Source organism: Comamonas testosteroni (assembly GCF_000761245.1).
GTDB lineage: Bacteria > Pseudomonadota > Gammaproteobacteria > Burkholderiales > Burkholderiaceae_C > Comamonas > Comamonas testosteroni_C.
The window spans coordinates 356,702-373,472 of the sequence record NZ_AWOR01000046.1; the positions used below are offsets into that span (position 1 = coordinate 356,702).

Below are 16,771 nucleotides of genomic sequence, written 5' to 3' on the forward strand. Positions count from 1 at the left end.
TGCCTGAGCTAGTTGCTGCGTGGTTTTATGCGCGCAGATCGCACAGTTTGTGGCTTTTGTGGCGCGGTGTTTTCAAAAAATGACGACTTGTGCCCGGGAGCAGCTTCTGGGGCAGCGCCGAAAGCCATGTGCGGCAGATGCGGACACGGGCTTGCCGGTCGTGACGGGCCTGGACCTATCCCTAGCTCTGTCGCGCATTGGAGCGCTAGTTCCAGTTGTCGATCTTGGTGTCATGGGGAGACGGGCTGCCTTTGCCGGTCTCGGCCAGAGCTTTGAGACTGAGCAGGAAGACGGCCCATTTCATGCTGCAATGGGCGGTGAACTCGACTGTTTCGCGCCAGCTCCGGTGGCCGAACAACAGGATGGTGTACCCGTCCTGGCGGCTCAGCTCGAAAGTTGCCTCGGTACCTATCCATTCTTCGGGCCCGTCCGTGAAGCGCCAGCGTACGCTGTGCTCCCTGTCCTGCTTGACAAGGTCGAAGCATATTTTCCCGAGCTCCCGACCGGCCTGGTCCGTGAAGCGTGCGCTCATCGCGACATCAGTCCCTGCGCTTGCGTCCATCTCCCGTGTCCACCAGCCGGCTATGCCTGCAGCGGACGAGATCGCCTGGAAAACATCGCCGATAGGCGCTCTGATACCAATTCTATGAATGATGTCCACCATGTCCTCGGCCTCCTCGCGGATTCAGATGGCTCAACGATACCGATAAATTGGCGCCAGCCATGCAGCAGCTCCACCCGCAAGGCCAGGCGCGGCAGGCACAGGCAGCGCAGGCTCAGGGGCGTGAGAACACTTCCACCCGTGCCGGCGGCAGATTGCCCCACACGGTTTCGCGGTCTATGCGCTTCAGGCCTGCGCTTTGCCAGGCGGATGCGCCAAACAGCGAGTAGGTGAACTGGATCACGCGGCCATCGCTGGTCAGCGAGCGGGCCCAGGTGTCGGTGATCTTGTGCACTGACTGATGGGGCAGTGAGCGAAGCGGCAGGCCGGAGACTACGGCCTTGACCGCTGCACGACCGAGAATCGAGGGCCAGTCGCCGGCATCGGCGTGAAAAACGCTGATCTGCGGGAATCGCTCGGACAGGTAGCTGGCGAACGAGGAAGATTTTTCTATGATCACCAGTCTGCCGGGGGCGATGCCGCTGCGCAGCAGTGACTCGGTGATGACTCCTGTTCCTGCTCCAAGCTCTACCACCAGGCCCTCGTCTCCGCTGCACACCAAAGAGGCCATGGTGTTGCCCAATCGCTCCGAACTCGGGCACAGGGCGCCGATCTCGCGGGGAGACCGTATCACTTCGTTCAACAGCATGAAGTTGCACGACATATTTTTCATTCAGAGCTCTCCCAAGTCTGGCCCATTGTGCGGGTGAGTTTGAAGTCATCGCTGCAGGAAATATTGAACGCGCCTCGTCAGATAGATGGAAAAAACGGTAACAACGCCGCTGCCCAGCATGTCCACCAGATAGTGCCCGCCGTTGATGGGCGTGGAGATCAGCATCAGGATGTTCAATGCAAGCACCCAGCGAAAAAGCCCGAGCTGTCTATAGGCATGGATGAGCAGCAAGGCAATCGTCGTGTGATAGGAGGGGAACGTAACAATGCCCCTCAGATCCCCGAAGGCGAACTCGCTCAGGCTTCCCTCCCTGAGCGCCATGAAGTGAGGCAGGTGCACGGCGTTTTCCAGACCCACGGAGTGGTAGAAAAGAGTGCCTGCGGCAGGCAGCAGGCCCGATAGCAAGGCCGTCAGCATCAAGGCGATGGAGGACGACCACCATAGTTCCTCGTTTCTGTCGTTTCTTGCGCAGTGCGACAGGTAGATGATCGAGAAAAAGACTTGCAGCAGGCCGCTGAAATAGGCCAGCGTGAGCACGGCTCTGAGAAGCGGGTGTTGCTGGACAAAGTCATAAAAGGCCAGCCAGTTGAATCCCAGAGCCTGATCCAGTCTGGTGAATTGGGCATCGAGCAGCGGCAGGTTCAGGGTCGCGAAGATATAGGTCAGTATCGCGCCGATCAGCGCTGTCACTATCCACAGAGCTGCGTAGAACGACATCTCGGACAAGGCCAGGCTACGCCCCGAAGATCCATAGATCCAGCTGATGCTCAGCAAGATGAGTGATGTCCAGAACACCGGCTCGGTGCCGGAAAAGGCAAGCGGATGGGCATGTATCCACAGGGCTTCTCCGAGGGCCACGGCTGCCAGGAAAAGCATGGGCGCGAGCTTTCGGGGACTGATCAGTTGCCAGCCATTGACGGTTCCCTGCATCAAGTTCATAGCAAGCTCCCTTGTTGATCCATTCGATCGTCCGTGAAGGCCGGCTGCCGCACACGCTACAGGCCTGGGTATGGACCTTCCTTGCTTGGCGGCATGTCCGGGTCTTCAGGGACATGCCGCAGTTGTACGGCCGTCCGAGTCCGCCCTAGGCGCTTCCTGCGATCATGGGCAGCACCATGCGCAGCAGTCTGATGATTGCCGGCCCCAGAACCACCATCACGATGGCGGGGAAGATGCAGGTCACCAGCGGCAGCAGCATCTTGGTGGGGATCTTGGCGGCCAGCTCCTCGGCACGCATCTGCCGCTTGTGACGCAGATCGTCCGAGAACACGCGGATGGAGTCGCCGATGCTGGTGCCGAAGCGGTCCGCTTGCGTCAGCATGGCCGTGAAGGCGTGAATCTCGTCCACTCCGGTGCGGGCGGCCAGGTTGCGCAGGGATTTCTCGCGGGTGCTGCCGGCGCGCATTTCCAGGTTGGTCCAGTGAAGTTCCTGGGCCAGGGCTTCGCTTTTGATCCGGATCTCGGCAGTCACTTTGCCCAGCGCAGCATCCAGTCCCATGCCTGCCTCCACGCAGACCAGCATGAGATCGGCGGCATCGGGGAAATTCTCGAAGATCTCACGTTTGCGGCGCGCGGCCATCCAGCGCAGCACCAGATTGGGCAGGTAGCAGGCCACAAGCCCGGTCACCAGCGGATAAAGCAGGAGCTGCAGGCTGTCTGTCGTGCCTTGGGCCAGCATCAGCGAATAGACCAGGAACATCATCACCAGAGGCAGCAGAGTCTTCGCGCCAAAATACAGCAAGGGCGCGCTTTCGTGGCGAATGCCTGCATTCAGAAAGCGCAGGCGCAACGGGGTGGCATCACTGCCCGCTGTGGGGGAGGACAGGTGAGCGAACGGCCCCACCAGCTTGATGGCGGTTTCTGTCCAGCCGCTGGACAGAGGGGCCGGGCTCAGCTCTTGCAGGCGCTGTTCGGTGACCGTGGGCGTGACCCAGAAGAACAGGGCTCCTGCAGCCAGCATGAGGGCAGCGAAAGTGAGCAGGGCGACGATTAACATGGCGGACTCCTTGCGGTTTGGACGCACTCATACCCGTATGCGGACAATGCGGCGCAGCATCAACACGCCGATCACCATGAGTCCGGCCAGCCATTGCAAAATGACGATGCCTATGGGGTCGGTCCACAACGTGGACATGAATTCCGGGTTCACGAAATTGAGCAGGGCTGCCAGGGCAAAAGGCATCAGCCCCAGGATCCAGGCCGACAGTCGACCTTCGGAGGAAAGAACTCGGATCTTGGCGTGAAGCTTGAGCCGTTCGCGGATCAGGCGACTCAGATTGCTCAGCATCTCGGTGAGGTTGCCGCCCGATTCGCGCTGTATCAACACGGCGACGATGAAGTAGCGCAGATCGGTGAGCGGTATTCTTTCTCCGAGATTGTTCAAGGCCTGCTGCAGCGTTGTGCCGTAGTTGATCTCGTCGTGCACGAGGCGGAACTCGCCGGCTATGGGCTCGGACAGCTCTTCTCCGGCCATTTGCAGGCCTGCCGAAAATGCGTGGCCGGCGCGCAATGCCCGTGCAATCAGATCCAGCGCTTCGGGAATCTGGCGCTCCAGCAGGCCCAGGCGCTGACTGCGCTTGCGCTGCAGGTAAAGCCATGGCAGGCAGCCCAGGACGGCGCCGGCGAGCAGTGCCAGCTCCATGGGCAGATGGAACATGCTTGTGGCCAGCGCACCCAGGAAGAACATTATCCCGATGCCAAGCAGCAAACCGGAAACAGTCCATTCCAGGCCCGACTGAACAATCACGCGGTCCAGCTGGTGCGCGCGCGGCATGCTTTGCAGCATACGCTGCATCCTGGGCATGTCGCTGAGTACGCGTTCCTTGACCAGCTTGGTCGGATTGCTGTGATCGTCCGCGGCGGACAAGGCCCTGAGCCGGCGTTCAAGCCGCTTTGCCTCCGGACTCTTGTATTGCTTCCAGACCATGTGAACGCCTTCGAGCAGCAAAAGCACGGCGGCAAACACCAGTGCAATGATCACCAGGATCGAGTGGGAAGAAGAAAAGGACGGCATGGCAGCACCTTTGGGCCGAGTTCATTGATAGTGACGCTCTGGAGAGAAGATGCTGTCGGGCAGCGCAATGCCGAAGCCTTTGAGCCGGTCAGCGAACTTGGGCCTGACGCCCGTGGCGTGGAAATACCCCTGGACTTCGCCGCTTGCACCGACGCCGGTCTGGGTGAAGGCAAAGATCTCCTGCATGGTGACCACGTCGCCCTCCATGCCGGTGATCTCCTGGATGCTGGTGATCTTGCGCTTGCCGTCGGTAAGCCGCAGCACCTGCACGATCACCGTGATGGCCGAGGCAATCTGCTGGCGCGCGGCCTGGTGCGGCAGATTGAGGCCTGCCATGCCGACCATGTTCTCCAGACGTGCCAGCGAGTCGCGCGGAGTGTTGGCGTGGATGGTCGTCAGCGAGCCTTCGTGGCCGGTATTCATGGCCTGCAGCATATCTACCGCTTCGGCGCCCCGGACTTCGCCGATGATGATGCGGTCAGGGCGCATGCGCAGTGCGTTGCGCACAAGGGATCGCTGCGTGATTTCTCCGCGGCCCTCTATATTGGCTGGGCGCGTTTCCATGCGCACCACATGAGGCTGCTGCAGCTGCAGCTCGGCGGCATCCTCGATGGTGACCACACGTTCCACGGCGGGAATGTAGCCCGAGAGAATATTGAGCAGCGTTGTCTTGCCGGCGCCCGTGCCCCCGGAGATGATCATGTTGACCTTGGCCTTGGCCAGGGCTTCCAGGGTCAGGGCCATGCCCGGTGTCAGGCTCTTGAGGTCCTGGATCAGGTTGTCCATGCGCAGCGGGATGCGTGCAAAGCGCCGGATCGACATCATGGGGCCATCGAGCGCCACGGGCGGGATGACGGCGTTGACGCGCGATCCGTCGGGTAGGCGGGCATCGACCATGGGACTGGACTCATCGATGCGCCGGCCGATGCGCGAGACGATCTTGTCGATGATGCGCAGCAGATGCTTGTCGTCGGTGAAGACCACGGGCGTGAGTTCCAGGCGACCAAGGCGCTCCACATAGATCTGATCGTGGCGGTTGACCAGGATGTCGGAGATCGCAGGGTCGGTCATGAGCAGCTCTAGAGGGCCGAAGCCCAGCATCTCGTGCTGGATGTCGCGGATCAGCAGCCTTCTCTCCAGATCGTTGACGACCGCAGAGTCTTCCTCCAGCAGGCGTTCGGTCATGCTGGCAATTTCCTGCTGCAGCGTCTGTGTGGGCAGCGACTCCAGCGCTGCCAGGTCGAAGCGCTCCAGCAGCTTGGCATGAATGCGCGCCCTGAGCGCCAGATAGGCCGCGGAGTGCCCGTAGTGCGGGGCGGCGGGCGCAGAGGGAGGCGCTTGCGGCGCGGCGACCTCGGGCGTGTCTGCCGCTTCGGAAACAACCTGCAGCGCCGGCTTGGAGGCGCGTGTCGCTGATGTGGCCAAGAAATCTCTGAGTGACATGACGGTCTCCTTGTGCGATAGGGGATGGCTCATGCCCGGCGGAAGAGCCGGTTCAAAAAGCCGTTGCTGTCTTCCCGGACCTGAGGCGACAGTGCATCGGCCCAGGCGCCCAGTTCACGGACCACGGCGCTGTTGCGGCAGGACTCGGCCAGCGGCACTCCCGCGTTGATGGTCGCCTGCACTTCCGGCGCGGCGTCGGGAATGCTGCGCCATTGCTGCTCCAGGCCCAGTGCCTTGCGCACTTCGGGCAGGCCGATTTCGTTGCGCCGGTCGACCCGGTTCAGCACCGGATACAGGCGGCTTTCGGGATAGCCCAGATCGCGGAACATGTGCAGCAGCTTCTGCGCATTGCGCACGGCTGGCACATTGGGCAGCAACACGGGAACGATCATCTGGGCTCTGTCGAGCATCCGCAGAGCCAGCGGATCAAGCACACGCCCCATGTCGATCAGGACAAAGTCATAGTGCGCGGCGGCGAGCTGCAGGATGGCATCCACATGCGCCGGCTCCACCTCCATGGCATGCATGGCGCTTTCGGGGGCTGCCAGCACATGCAGATGAGGAGTGACCTTGACGGTGCTGGCCGTGAGAAAGGACGCATCGAGGCGATGAATGTCGCGGGCCACATCTGCCAGGGTCGAGGCGGGTTTGGATTCATGCAGATAGGCCAGGGTGTCGCCGAACTGCAGATTGAGGTCGATCAGCAACACCGAGTGCCTGCGCGCCAGCATCCAGCCGAGATTGGTGGTCAGGAAGGTGGCTCCGCTGCCGCCCTTGCAGGGCAGCAAGGCCATGATCTGACCCTGATGGCGGTCCGTCGTGTGATGCTGCAGCTTGGCGGCGATGCGTTGCACGGCGTCCAGCAGGGCCTGATGCGGAGCCGGTGAAGTCAGCACTTCGCGAACGCCGGCACGCATGGACTGCAGCAGAAACTCGGGTGTCTGCTGGGCACACAGCAAGATGACGGCGATGTGCGGTTGATGCGTGGTCACATATTCCACCGGCGCAAGGTCGGCCGGCTCGCAGCACATGCCGTCCACAAGCATCAGATCGGGCCGGTGCTGCTCGGCAATCGAAGGCATGCGTGTCTTGCCGCCTTCGAAGGTCTGGACCTGGTGCGATTGCTCCTGCAGCACGCGGGCCATCTCCTGAAGATGGGTGGTGTTGGGAGAGATGATGGCGATTTTCATGATATGGGCACCCCCGGTTAGCTTGAGCAGGCCGTGCTGCTGTTGATGTCCTGGCGCATGACTTCCCGGGGAAGCGTGCTGGCGAAAGTGGGCATGGGAATGGCCGCTTGAAGGCCCTGGCCCACGATGGGCGATATCCATTGGAATTTCAGTCCTGTGATCGCGACCGTCACGCTTTGGCAGCTCGCCGTGGTGCAGCCGGAGGGGGCCCAGCTGACATTGATCGTGTTCACCTGGGGCAGCAGGGCCTGCATGCGCGCAAGCACCTTGGCCTGCTGGGCGGTGTCGTCGCAGACCGCGGCATACCGTGCCCCGGCCCGCGCAGCTTCATTGGCCGCCACCCAGGTGAACAGCATTCGGCTGAAATCCAGGATGCCGAACAGAAACATCAGGAAGACCAGCAGAGCCAGGGCAAACTCGATGATGGTTGCTCCGCGCTCGGAGCGGGAGTGACGTGGCGTTTTCATGTCTGTGTCCTCATCGTGGCGGCGATATTGCTCAGCGTCAGGCCGCCGTTGGCATCGCCCAGTCGCAAGCCGAAGACGCTGGCGGTCATGGAGCGAAAGCGGTAGCCGCTGACGGTCACGGTGACGGTGTTGATCAGCGGATAGGTTCCGCTGGTCTGCCAGGAGCAGCTCACGGAGCCGGTGTTCAGTCCGGGGGCCAGAGGTGTGGTTCCCGCCGTGGTCTGGCCATACACCACCAGGTTCTGGGCCTGGCTGCAGCCGGTGTTGGGCAGCTGGACCGAGAGATAGCGCACCGCATCGCGCACCGATTTGGCGACCGTGTTGTATTCGTAGAGCGCACGGCCGAACTCGACGACCAGCATGCTCAAAAGGATTAGCAAGGGCAGGATCAGAGCCAGCTCAACCAGCTCCACTCCCTGTTGCCTATGGTGCTTGGTCATGGCGTTCACCTCACGAGGACGGGAACCAGCGGTCCGGCCGAGCCGCCCGCGAGTCCGCTGGTGGTGCAGGGGCTGCCAGTGGCGCTGGCATTGCCCAGGTATTCGAGCTGCACATCATCGACTGGAATCTTCATGGGCTCGAGCATGAGCATGCAGGCGAAATCGACCACCTTGCGGCTGGTGTTGACGATGGGTACCGTCACGATGCGGCGGTCCGCGCCATAGGTCTTGAGCTGCGCCGATGTGGCTACCGACGAGAAGCCGCCACCCTGCTGCCCGCACTGGGCGGGGTTGTTGCCACAGGGCGTGAACGCCAGGCGCTGGGCGAGAAAGTTGGGCGTGCCGCCCGAGCTGCCGTTGTAGGCGCTGCGGCCTGCGCTCCAGGTGCTGGTGTTGTAGATATAGCCGGTGTAGTCGGGCCGGCCCACGCTGGGTCCGCTGGAGTTCTTGTAGATGCCGAATCTATAGTTCCAGATTTCGACGATGGAAGCCTGAACGCCAGGTGTGCCCAGGGTGTCGCCCAGCTTGCTGCCGCAATGGCCGTTGAGCTCGTCGGCGGTCTCGGAGGCACTGTTGGAGCCGTCCAGATTGGCCCAGCCGAAAGCGCTGCCGCCGTTGGACTTGGCCAACAGGGTGAGCCAGTCTCCGGCTGTGTAGCCGTAGTCGGGTTTGGTTGCCCCAGGCGTTTTTGCTTGCAGAGCCACCGGAATCGGACAGGCGCTTTGTGCACTGGCCCGTGTGGCCACTGCATAAGCGCCCACATTGCCGGTGGCCGGAAAGCTGGTGCTGTCACCGGAGAAGGCCCCCAGCGCCTTCAGCAGCCAGATGCTGATATTGGATTGGGTGTGCGTGCACTGCGAATAGACGGCAGCGGTCGCGCTTGTGGTGCTCAGATAGCTGGCGTCGCGAAAGCTGACATCGGCGGCGGTGATCTGACCCTGGCCGCTCCAGTTGGCCGACTGCAGGTTCACGCCGTTGAGATTGCCGGCAGCAGCACCGGCGCTCACGGCGCGGCTGATTGCATCTGGCTGCTTGTTGAGTTCGCGCGCCGCGGCCAGCGCGCAGCTGTCAAGTGCCGTCTGCAGCTCTGTCCTGACGATGAACAGGCGCCCGAAATCCAGCGCGATGCCCATGAATCCCAGCAGCAGCAAAAGAGTCAATGCTGCCGTGACGATGATGGCGCCATGCTGCTGACGCCGTGAACTGCGCCGGCTGCGGCTTCCGGCAGGCCGCACCAGGGTCGGGGCAAGAATGCGGGTGCTCATGATGGACTCTCATAGGGCGGCAGAACCGGTGAAAAGAATGCGGGTCAGAGGCGGTCGGCACGGCAGCAGGACTGCCGTGCCGACCGCATCGACGTCGCTGCTAGTTGCAGGTGCCCGTCAGGCAGCTTGTGACTCGTGCGACGAAGTCCGCAAGCTTGCCGCCGGCCAGGCCCTGAATTGCCAGCACCAGTGCAATGGACACCACGGCAATGATCAGCGCGTACTCGACGACCTGCGCACCTTCATCGTCCCTGAGCAAGTGCTGCAGACGCAGGCTCGATTGGGTGATGGAGTACATGGCTTTCTCCTGTAAAGGTGTATGTCCAGGACAGCTGGGGCTGGGTTACTGGCAGGTTGTGTTTGGCGACAGGCAGGCGGCGACGCGGTTGATGAAGGAAGTGAAGCCACCACCGGACGCTGTGAGTGCCTTGAGAGCAAGAACCAGCGCGATGGAGACCACGGCGATGATCAGTGCGTACTCGACGACTTGCGCACCTTCATCGTCACGAGCAAAAGACAGCAGGGAATGGCCAAATTGTTGAGCGATATGGGACATGATGAACCTCACAATGTTGATGGATTGAAGACAGTTTCGAAAGGTCGGCGGCTGTGCCGAGGGCTGGCGTGCAAGGCCGGTGTGCGATCGGGGCTCCTTTCGGAATCAATTGGTCGGATGGTGAAAAAACTGGGTGTGTTCAAGGAGTTCCGCCACTGGCGCCGGAGTTGCTGGTGCTCAGCGAGCCACCGATATTGATGACGTTGACGGCCTGAGGCGGGCTCTTGTAGCTCTGCTCGTACCGCTCCATGCTGTGGCGCGTGGCCCGGCCGTCCATGCCGGTGGCGCCGTCCACGCCGACTCCGGCCGTCCTGCCCGCTTGCGGGTCTATGGTCATCTGCAGGCGGGCGTTGCGTACGGCTTCGCCAAAGCGGGCGTCGTAGTGCGGGGTTGTGCTGCCGCAGCCCGCCAGCAGGGCGGCAAGGGCTACGGGAAATAGGATGCTGCGTTCGGTCATGGCTTGCCTCCGGTTCAGGTGGGCGGATTCAGGGGGGCGGGACGGTCGACCGAGGGCTCGACCGGTGCTTGTGGTTGCAGCTCCTGGGGTGCTGCGGTTGGTGCTGGCATCGGTGTGGCTGCGCCGTCAGGCATGGCAGGTGCAGGTGCTGTCTTCCCTGCGGGCGCGGGCTTGGAACTCTCCAGTGCGCCGTTGAGATAGCGCTCGGCGCGTGAGGGTGGTACATGGTTGTCCGTGGGTACCCTCGGCGCTTCTGCCAGAGCCTGTACCAGGCGCGGAGTGATGATGAACATCAGCTCGGTCTGATCGGTCTGGAACTCGGTGCTGCGGGCCAGCGCGCCGAGAACCGGTATTTCCCCCAGTCCCGGAAAGCGTTTGACGGCCTCGGTGATATTGTTTTTGATGAGGCCTGCAATGACCAGGCTTTGCCCGTCATTGAGCTGCACCGTGGTGTCCGCACGCCGTACCGTGAGCGAGGGGATCACGGATGTGACGCCGTTGATGGAGGTAAAGGGCGAGCCGGTCTGCGACAGATCCGAGACCTCGGACACCAGTTTGAGGTTGACGCGCGAGTTGCCGAGCACGGTCGGTGTGAACTTGACGCCGATGCCGAATTCCTTTTCCTCCAGCGACATCACCGGTACGCCGTTGGTATTGGTCTGCGCCACAGGAATGAAGATCTTGCCGCCCGAGAGAAAGCTGGCCTGCTGGCCGCTGATGGCCATGATGTTGGGCTCGGCCAGGATGCGCACCAGGCCGTCATCCTTCTGCCCATCGATGCTGATCGAGCCTTTGCCGATGCGCAAGGCGCTCAACACGCCACCGCCGCCGCTCAGGAAGTTGGAGATGATGCTGTAGCTGTTCTGGCCATTGCTGGTGACGCGCTGGCCGCTGAGGCTTGAGCCCAGCTTGTCGAGCAAAGTCTTGCTGACCTCGGCAATCTTGACTTCCAGCATCACCTGGTGGGGCGAGGTGGTGCGCAGCAGGTTGACGATCTTCTTGCTGTCGCTATAGGCGCCGGCGAGCGTCACCACATCGTCCAGGCGCAGCGGATTGCTGATCTCTCCGCTCAGGACCAGGGCATTGTCTGCCCCCTGGACGCGGATGCTGCGCTCCTCCGGCATGAGCTCGCTGAGCTTGGCCTGCAGCGGACCCGGGTCCATGGTGACGATCACGTCCTTGATGAAGCAGGCGCCCTGGGCGTTTTGCAGGATGACGTTCATGGAGCCGGACTTGCGGCCGCGAAAGAACAGATCCCTGGGGCTGAGCAACTGCACTTCGATATCGCCCATGCCGTTCTGTACCTGCATCTGCGGCTGTCCGTTGGCGGCTGCCTGGCCGGCTCCGGGCGTCTGGCCGCTGACCAGGATGCGCGCCATGGGCGAGTTCAGTGGAATGACCACGGATTTACCCAGCGTGACCGTGGTCGGGTCCTCTGTGTGAATGGCCGTGCAGTTCCTGGCGGGCAGGGTGGTGCGGGGAGCTGCGGGAGCGGCCGCAGCCACAGGGCCGGGCTGGGCAGGTGTGCCCGCAGACTGGGCCAGCGCAGGTGCTGAGCTGGCGAGCAGCATGCTAGCTGCCAGATATAGGTGATGGTGTTGCACGGCCGACCTCTCTGAGTGGTTGCGGGTGGAAGATCAGAAGCAGTTGAGAGTTCGAGCGCCGCCCTGGATCACTTCGACACAGGTGGCTGTCGAAGCCTGGGGTGCGGGCCTGGCTCGCTGCATCACGGGTTTGGCGGGTGCTGCGACCTTGACGGGGGCAGGCACAGGCTCAGGTGTTCCAAACAGCTGGTGCTTGGTGATGCCGACGGTGCTGGTCGGTTCCTTGTCGATCTGGTTGCGCAGCACCAGTGAAAGATTGCCCACGCTGCGTGCAAGATCGAGCCTCTCGGCATCTTCGGGGCTCAGCTCAAGGGTGACGGCGCTCACCACCTTGGGTTTGGTCTCGTCGCGGTCGGCTTCCTGGGCCACGGCCAGGACCAGCACGTTTTCAAGTACGGTCTTGCTGATCTGGCGCGAATCCTCCATCTTGCCGGCCTGCTCCTGCTGGGCATTGACCACCACATCCACGTAGTTGCCGGGCAGGGCGAAGCCCGCCACACCGACCACATCGTTGACGCGCACCGTCATGGCCCGCTTGCCCGGAGCGATGACGGCTGCCAGTCCGCCCTTGGTGCCGATCGGGGCCAGCTTGCCTTCGAGCACGGCCTCGCCGCGCAGCACGCCGACCTTGACCACCCGGTCCTGCAGCTGCTGCATGTCATGGAAAGCGCCATCGGGTATGGAGCCCCGCGGCCAGTCCACGGTGTTCAGCATGTTCGGCAGGATCTTGCCGCCCAGTGGAATGTCGGTGGCAGCAACGACCACCTTGTCGGCGTCCAGGCTGCCGCGCTGGGCGACCCAGTTGGCGGCGTAGACTGCGGCCGCCAGACTGGCCAGTACGGCGAGGACAAACAGACCCAAAGCTTTGAGGTTTTTCATGGGAGGCTCCCGCTATGCCGTGATGTAAGTGACTAGACCCAGGTGAACTGCCGAGCGACCAGGAACGCCAGGGTTCCCAGGGCGATGCTGACGCCGTAAGGCAGCTTGCCTACCGACTGCGCCGAGCTGGAGCGGGCATCGGGAGTGATCCCTGCCGCGACATTGATGTAGAGCAGCTGGACGGCCTCGGCAGAGTTGCGCAGCAGCTTGCCGGCCATGCGGTGCCAGAGTGCGTAGCTGATGGCAGCCACACCGCCGGTGATGAAGATAAAGATCACGGCCTGCCAGGTGGCTTCGGGTCCGATAAAGCTGCCGACCATGGCCATCAGCTTGACGTCGCCGCCGCCCATGGCATGAAGCAGATACAGCGGCAGCATCATGGCCAGACCCAGCGCCATGCCGCCCAGCGCCCAGAAAAAGCCGCCGCTATGGGGGTGGTGGTGGGCCAGCAGACCATAGAGCAGGGCCAGGGTGATGCCACCAAAAGTCAGGCGATTGGGAATGCGCCGTGTGCGCAGATCGCTGATGCTGGCAGCCAGCAGGAGCAGCAGCAATATCAGCGAGCGCGGCTCGGTGAACAGGCCCGCCATCAGCTCGGATGCTGCGCTGAGTTCGGAAGATGTCATGGTCAACCTCCAGTCCTGTGTTCAGCGAATCCTGTTCGGGCCTCAGAGTTGACGCTGGCTGTCTGCTGCGTTCAGCTCATCTGACTGATGTCTACAGGATTCGGACGATATGTGACTAAATACAATTTCTCTATCAACTTCATTCTTTTGTTTAATTTTGTGGAAATACTATTCCTATAGAAATCACTTATCAATATTTGATCTCGTAAGAATTTTCCTAATCTGCATGAGATGCAAATGTGACGCCGTTGTAGGTTGCGTAAGCAGTGGTCTCATGCGTTGGCTGACGCAGATGGGCTCACGGTCGGTGTCGGCTACAGAGGGCGCTCGCAAGGCCTTGCCTGGAGCTCGCGCGCAGAGGAGTCGGGGAGCCGGGGAGGCAGCAGAAACGCTGACAGGGCTTGAAGAGAGAGCTGGCCCGGTGAAGCCCGGCAGGCGCTGAAATGTGCTGTGGGCGTTACCCATGCTCCGGGGCCTGAGGTGCCCGCTGCTGCATGGCGGGGCAGGCCCGGGGCGTAGGCATCACGGCCTGGGGCAGGGCCGCCGCGGCACTGAGTAGCCGCTTTTAGGGATGAGGCCGGGTAGTCCTCGGCAAGCTGCAGCCCGGCAGGAGGCCGGCATTTCCTCCTGGCCTGCCGGTGGCTGTCTTGACGACGGTTTGCTGCGAGCGTTGATCCGGTCTTCAGGCAACACCCGCTCGGCGTATCCACAGGGAAAGCGGTGCTATATAAAATATAGCTTGTAGCGCTTTTCCTGAATGGATTTCATTGCTGAAGTAACTCTATTTCATTGCCTGAATTGCGAAGCAAGCTTCTATTTTGATAGTTGTCTGAAGGCGGAAAATACCGGCGCAGCTTCAGGCCTTTGCCCTGCGCTGGCTGTGCAGGCCCAGCAGCACCAGCACGACGGCCACCAGAGGCAGCATGCCGATATTGATGCCGTTCCAGCCGGCGCTGTGCAGCAGCTGGCCCGATCCGAACGAGGCCACGGCCACCGTGCCGAAGACCAGGAAGTCATTGAGTGCCTGCACCTTGGCGCGCTCCGAGGGGCGGTAACACTCGGTCAGCAGCGCCGTGGCACCGATGAAGCCGAAGTTCCAGCCCACGCCCAGCAAAATCAGCGAGCCCCAGAAGTGGAAGATATCCAGGCCCATCAAGGCCAGCACGCCGGCCGCACCTATCATCAGCAGGCCCAGAGCTGTCACGGGCCGCTTGCCATAACGCGCAATCAGCTTGCCGGTAAAAAAGCTGGGCACGAACATGGCCAGCACATGCCATTGGATGCCCATGGCGGCTTCGCCCACGCTGTGGCCGCAGCCCACCATGGCCATGGGCGCGGCGGTCATCAAAAACGCCATCAAGCCGTAGCTGACCACACCGGCCGCGCAGGCCACGACGAACTGGGACGTGCGGGCAATTTCGCCCAGCGGCCTGGCGTCGCCAGCCACGGCCTTCTTGCTCTGAGGCTGCGGCAGACGCAGGCCCATGAGCAGGGGCAGGGCCAGCAAGGCCAGGGCCGCCTGGCTGTAGAAGCTGCCGGCGAACGGGGTGGCAGGCAGGGCGTCACGCGTCCAGATCACCACCTGCGGGCCGATGATGGCGGCAATCAGGCCACCGACCATCACGCGCGAAATGGCCTTGGCCTGCTGCGCGGGCTCGCTCACCATATCGGTGGCGGCGAAGCGGTAGCTCTGCACGCAGGCCGCATAGAAGCCAGCGAGCGCCGTGCCGATGCAGAAGGTGACGAAGTCGCTGTGGGCAATGCCTTGCGCGGCGACCACGCCGGAGATCACGCCCAGGATGGCACCCAGCACATAGGCCGCGCGGCGGCCCATGCGGTTCATGATCCAGGCGGCCGGCAGGGTGGACAGCGCCAGCCCGAGCTGGTAGATGCTGACCGGCAAGGTGGACGCCGTGGGGTTGGACGACAGCTGCTGCCCGACCAGGCCGCCCAGTGAGATGATGATGGGCGGAGAGGCTCCCCCCAGGGACTGGGCTGCGACCAGCAGGCCCATATTGCGGCTTTGTTGTGTGTTGTTGTCTGATTGCATAAATCGCTTCGGCTGTCCATGCTTGTGCGCAGATTTGTCACATCTTGCAGCATTCATATTGGCCGCACATTAAAAGGTTTGCAGCGGGCATGATGCAGATGCGAGCCTGGTGATCGAAGTGAATGGAAGTGATATGACGTTGAAATGCCTGACTGGCCGGGCTGCGGGCCTGAACATCGCTATGGCGCTCATGAGCTGGGCGTCGATGGCGCATGCCGAGACGGCAGACACCTCGCATGAAGCGGTGGTCTGGTCGGCGAGCTATCGCGGCGAGATCGCCGGCAAGGCAGTCAAGCTGGAGTTGTGGCGGCTCGACGGAGCCGTTGGCGGCAGCTATTGCTATGAACCTTGCAATCGGCCCGGCGCCACGCTCGATCTGGAAGGCTCGGCAAGCGGACAGCTGACCGAGACGCCGATGGCGGGAGCAAGCGATCCCAGGCCGTCGGGCCGCTGGTCGCTGGCGGCTTTGCCGGGCATGGCGCCGCCGCGTCTTCAGGGCCAGTGGCAGTCCATGGACGGCAAAAGGCGCTGGCCGATCCATCTGCTGCGCCAGCCCCCGGCTTTTCCCCATGCACTGCATTACGAGCTGCGCCTGCTGATGAATCAGAAGCTGCGCTCCCTGGCCGACTGCGGCGAATATACGGATCTGCAGGTGTCTGCCATTCAGGTCTATGAGCAGGGACGCCTGAAGCAAAGCCTGCCGACCGACGCCGTGGGCAGCTGCTGGCTGGTGCAGCCACGCTGGGTGGATGCGAATTTTGACGGCTGGCCGGACCTGACCCAGGCGCTGAATCTGCCTGCGGGGCCGAATATTGCGCACCGCACCTGGATTTACGACCCGGACACGCAGAAGCTGGTGCTGGGGCCGCAGTCCCTGCAGGACATCAGCTCGCCCGCCTTCGATGGCAAGGCCAGGCGCATCTACAGCGAATGGCGTGCCAGTTGCTGCAGCCATGGCGTGGACATCTACGCCTGGAAGCCCGCGGGGCCGGAGCTGGTCGAGCAGGCTGAAAGCCATATGCTGCCGGTGCGCAAGGGCGGCAAGCTCATGGCCTGCTATCAGATGCCGGCCTATGCGCAAGGCCATGTGCGCTGGCCTAGCGGCCTGTACCAGCGCGGCGGCGAGCTGAGCCTGGCGCAGGAGCCTGCTGCCGACTGGTGCGATGCCGACCCTGCTGCCACCATGGGCCAGAATCTGGTACAGGTGCTGGCCGAGCCCAGAGCCGGACAGCCACCCCAGGTCCTCAAGGCCTATGGCGCAAGCTACCGCAAGGTCGATACGCCCCAAGGCGCCCGTTACTGCCCCGATATCGCGGTCTTCGATGCCGATGCCCGCAAGGTGGTGCGTGTGCTGATGAGCGAGAACGCCGAGCAGGACTGCGAGGTGGAAAATCCAGCTCGGGTTCAGCATTGAAAACGACTTATCGCTATGCATGGAAATCGCTTG

General features: G+C 62.4%; 18 protein-coding genes. 1 reads left to right on the forward strand and 17 read right to left on the reverse strand.

All coding sequences use genetic code 11. From position 1 onward, the window contains the following. Positions 1–205: 205 nt before the first annotated feature. The 17 genes from P353_RS12965 to P353_RS13045 all read right to left on the reverse strand — a co-directional run bounded on the left by P353_RS12965 (position 206) and on the right by P353_RS13045 (position 15,324). Positions 206–664 carry an SRPBCC family protein gene (locus P353_RS12965; RefSeq protein ID WP_034369816.1) on the reverse strand — a complete coding sequence of 153 codons (459 nt, stop codon included), beginning with the start codon at positions 662–664 and terminating at the stop codon, positions 206–208. Between the two features lie 112 nt (positions 665–776). Beyond that, complete coding sequence (locus P353_RS12970; RefSeq protein WP_034369818.1) at positions 777–1,334, reverse strand: class I SAM-dependent methyltransferase; 558 nt, start codon at positions 1,332–1,334, stop codon at positions 777–779. Positions 1,335–1,379: 45 nt separating this feature from the next. After that, the gene (locus tag P353_RS12975) at positions 1,380–2,273 is read right to left on the reverse strand and encodes a phosphatase PAP2 family protein (RefSeq protein ID WP_034369820.1); all 894 of its coding nucleotides are present in this window, start codon (positions 2,271–2,273) and stop codon (positions 1,380–1,382) included. A gap of 145 nt (positions 2,274–2,418) precedes the next feature. Then, the gene (locus tag P353_RS12980; RefSeq protein ID WP_034370013.1) at positions 2,419–3,330 is read right to left on the reverse strand and encodes a type II secretion system F family protein; all 912 of its coding nucleotides are present in this window, start codon (positions 3,328–3,330) and stop codon (positions 2,419–2,421) included. Between the two features lie 27 nt (positions 3,331–3,357). Beyond that, a complete protein-coding gene (locus tag P353_RS12985; protein ID WP_034369822.1) occupies positions 3,358–4,347 on the reverse strand; it encodes a type II secretion system F family protein in 990 nt (329 codons plus the stop codon). Positions 4,348–4,368: 21 nt separating this feature from the next. Then, entirely contained in the window at positions 4,369–5,790 is a 1,422-nt protein-coding gene (locus tag P353_RS12990; RefSeq protein ID WP_034370015.1) for a CpaF family protein, read from the reverse strand. Positions 5,791–5,819: 29 nt separating this feature from the next. Next, positions 5,820–6,980, reverse strand: a complete 1,161-nt coding sequence (locus tag P353_RS12995; RefSeq protein ID WP_034369823.1) for an AAA family ATPase — start codon at positions 6,978–6,980, stop codon at positions 5,820–5,822. A gap of 17 nt (positions 6,981–6,997) precedes the next feature. Continuing rightward, a complete protein-coding gene (locus P353_RS13000; RefSeq protein WP_034369825.1) occupies positions 6,998–7,447 on the reverse strand; it encodes a TadE/TadG family type IV pilus assembly protein in 450 nt (149 codons plus the stop codon). Then, on the reverse strand, positions 7,444–7,887 hold the full coding sequence (locus P353_RS13005) for a TadE/TadG family type IV pilus assembly protein (protein WP_034370018.1): 444 nt from the start codon (positions 7,885–7,887) through the stop codon (positions 7,444–7,446). Before P353_RS13005 ends, P353_RS13000 begins: the two co-directional genes overlap by 4 nt. Positions 7,888–7,892: 5 nt before the next feature. After that, entirely contained in the window at positions 7,893–9,152 is a 1,260-nt protein-coding gene (locus tag P353_RS13010) for a pilus assembly protein TadG-related protein (RefSeq protein ID WP_034369827.1), read from the reverse strand. 100 nt (positions 9,153–9,252) lie between these two features. Further along, positions 9,253–9,450, reverse strand: coding sequence for a Flp family type IVb pilin (locus tag P353_RS13015; RefSeq protein ID WP_034369829.1), 198 nt, complete (start codon positions 9,448–9,450; stop codon positions 9,253–9,255). A gap of 45 nt (positions 9,451–9,495) precedes the next feature. Then, complete coding sequence (locus P353_RS13020) at positions 9,496–9,708, reverse strand: Flp family type IVb pilin (RefSeq protein WP_034369831.1); 213 nt, start codon at positions 9,706–9,708, stop codon at positions 9,496–9,498. A gap of 139 nt (positions 9,709–9,847) precedes the next feature. After that, positions 9,848–10,165 (reverse strand): hypothetical protein, encoded by a 318-nt coding sequence (locus P353_RS13025; RefSeq protein ID WP_034369833.1) that lies wholly within the window; start codon positions 10,163–10,165, stop codon positions 9,848–9,850. A gap of 14 nt (positions 10,166–10,179) precedes the next feature. After that, a complete protein-coding gene (locus P353_RS13030; protein ID WP_034369835.1) occupies positions 10,180–11,736 on the reverse strand; it encodes a type II and III secretion system protein family protein in 1,557 nt (518 codons plus the stop codon). A gap of 66 nt (positions 11,737–11,802) precedes the next feature. Then, a complete protein-coding gene (cpaB, locus tag P353_RS13035) occupies positions 11,803–12,648 on the reverse strand; it encodes a Flp pilus assembly protein CpaB (RefSeq protein ID WP_034369836.1) in 846 nt (281 codons plus the stop codon). A 32-nt stretch (positions 12,649–12,680) separates the two neighbouring features. Further along, positions 12,681–13,274, reverse strand: coding sequence for an A24 family peptidase (locus P353_RS13040; RefSeq protein ID WP_034369838.1), 594 nt, complete (start codon positions 13,272–13,274; stop codon positions 12,681–12,683). An 856-nt stretch (positions 13,275–14,130) separates the two neighbouring features. Further along, entirely contained in the window at positions 14,131–15,324 is a 1,194-nt protein-coding gene (locus P353_RS13045) for an MFS transporter (RefSeq protein WP_034369840.1), read from the reverse strand. A gap of 133 nt (positions 15,325–15,457) precedes the next feature. Here P353_RS13045 and P353_RS13050 point away from each other — a divergent pair, with 133 nt between their 5' ends. Further along, on the forward strand, positions 15,458–16,738 hold the full coding sequence (locus P353_RS13050; RefSeq protein WP_034369842.1) for an XAC2610-related protein: 1,281 nt from the start codon (positions 15,458–15,460) through the stop codon (positions 16,736–16,738). Positions 16,739–16,771 lie beyond the last annotated feature (33 nt).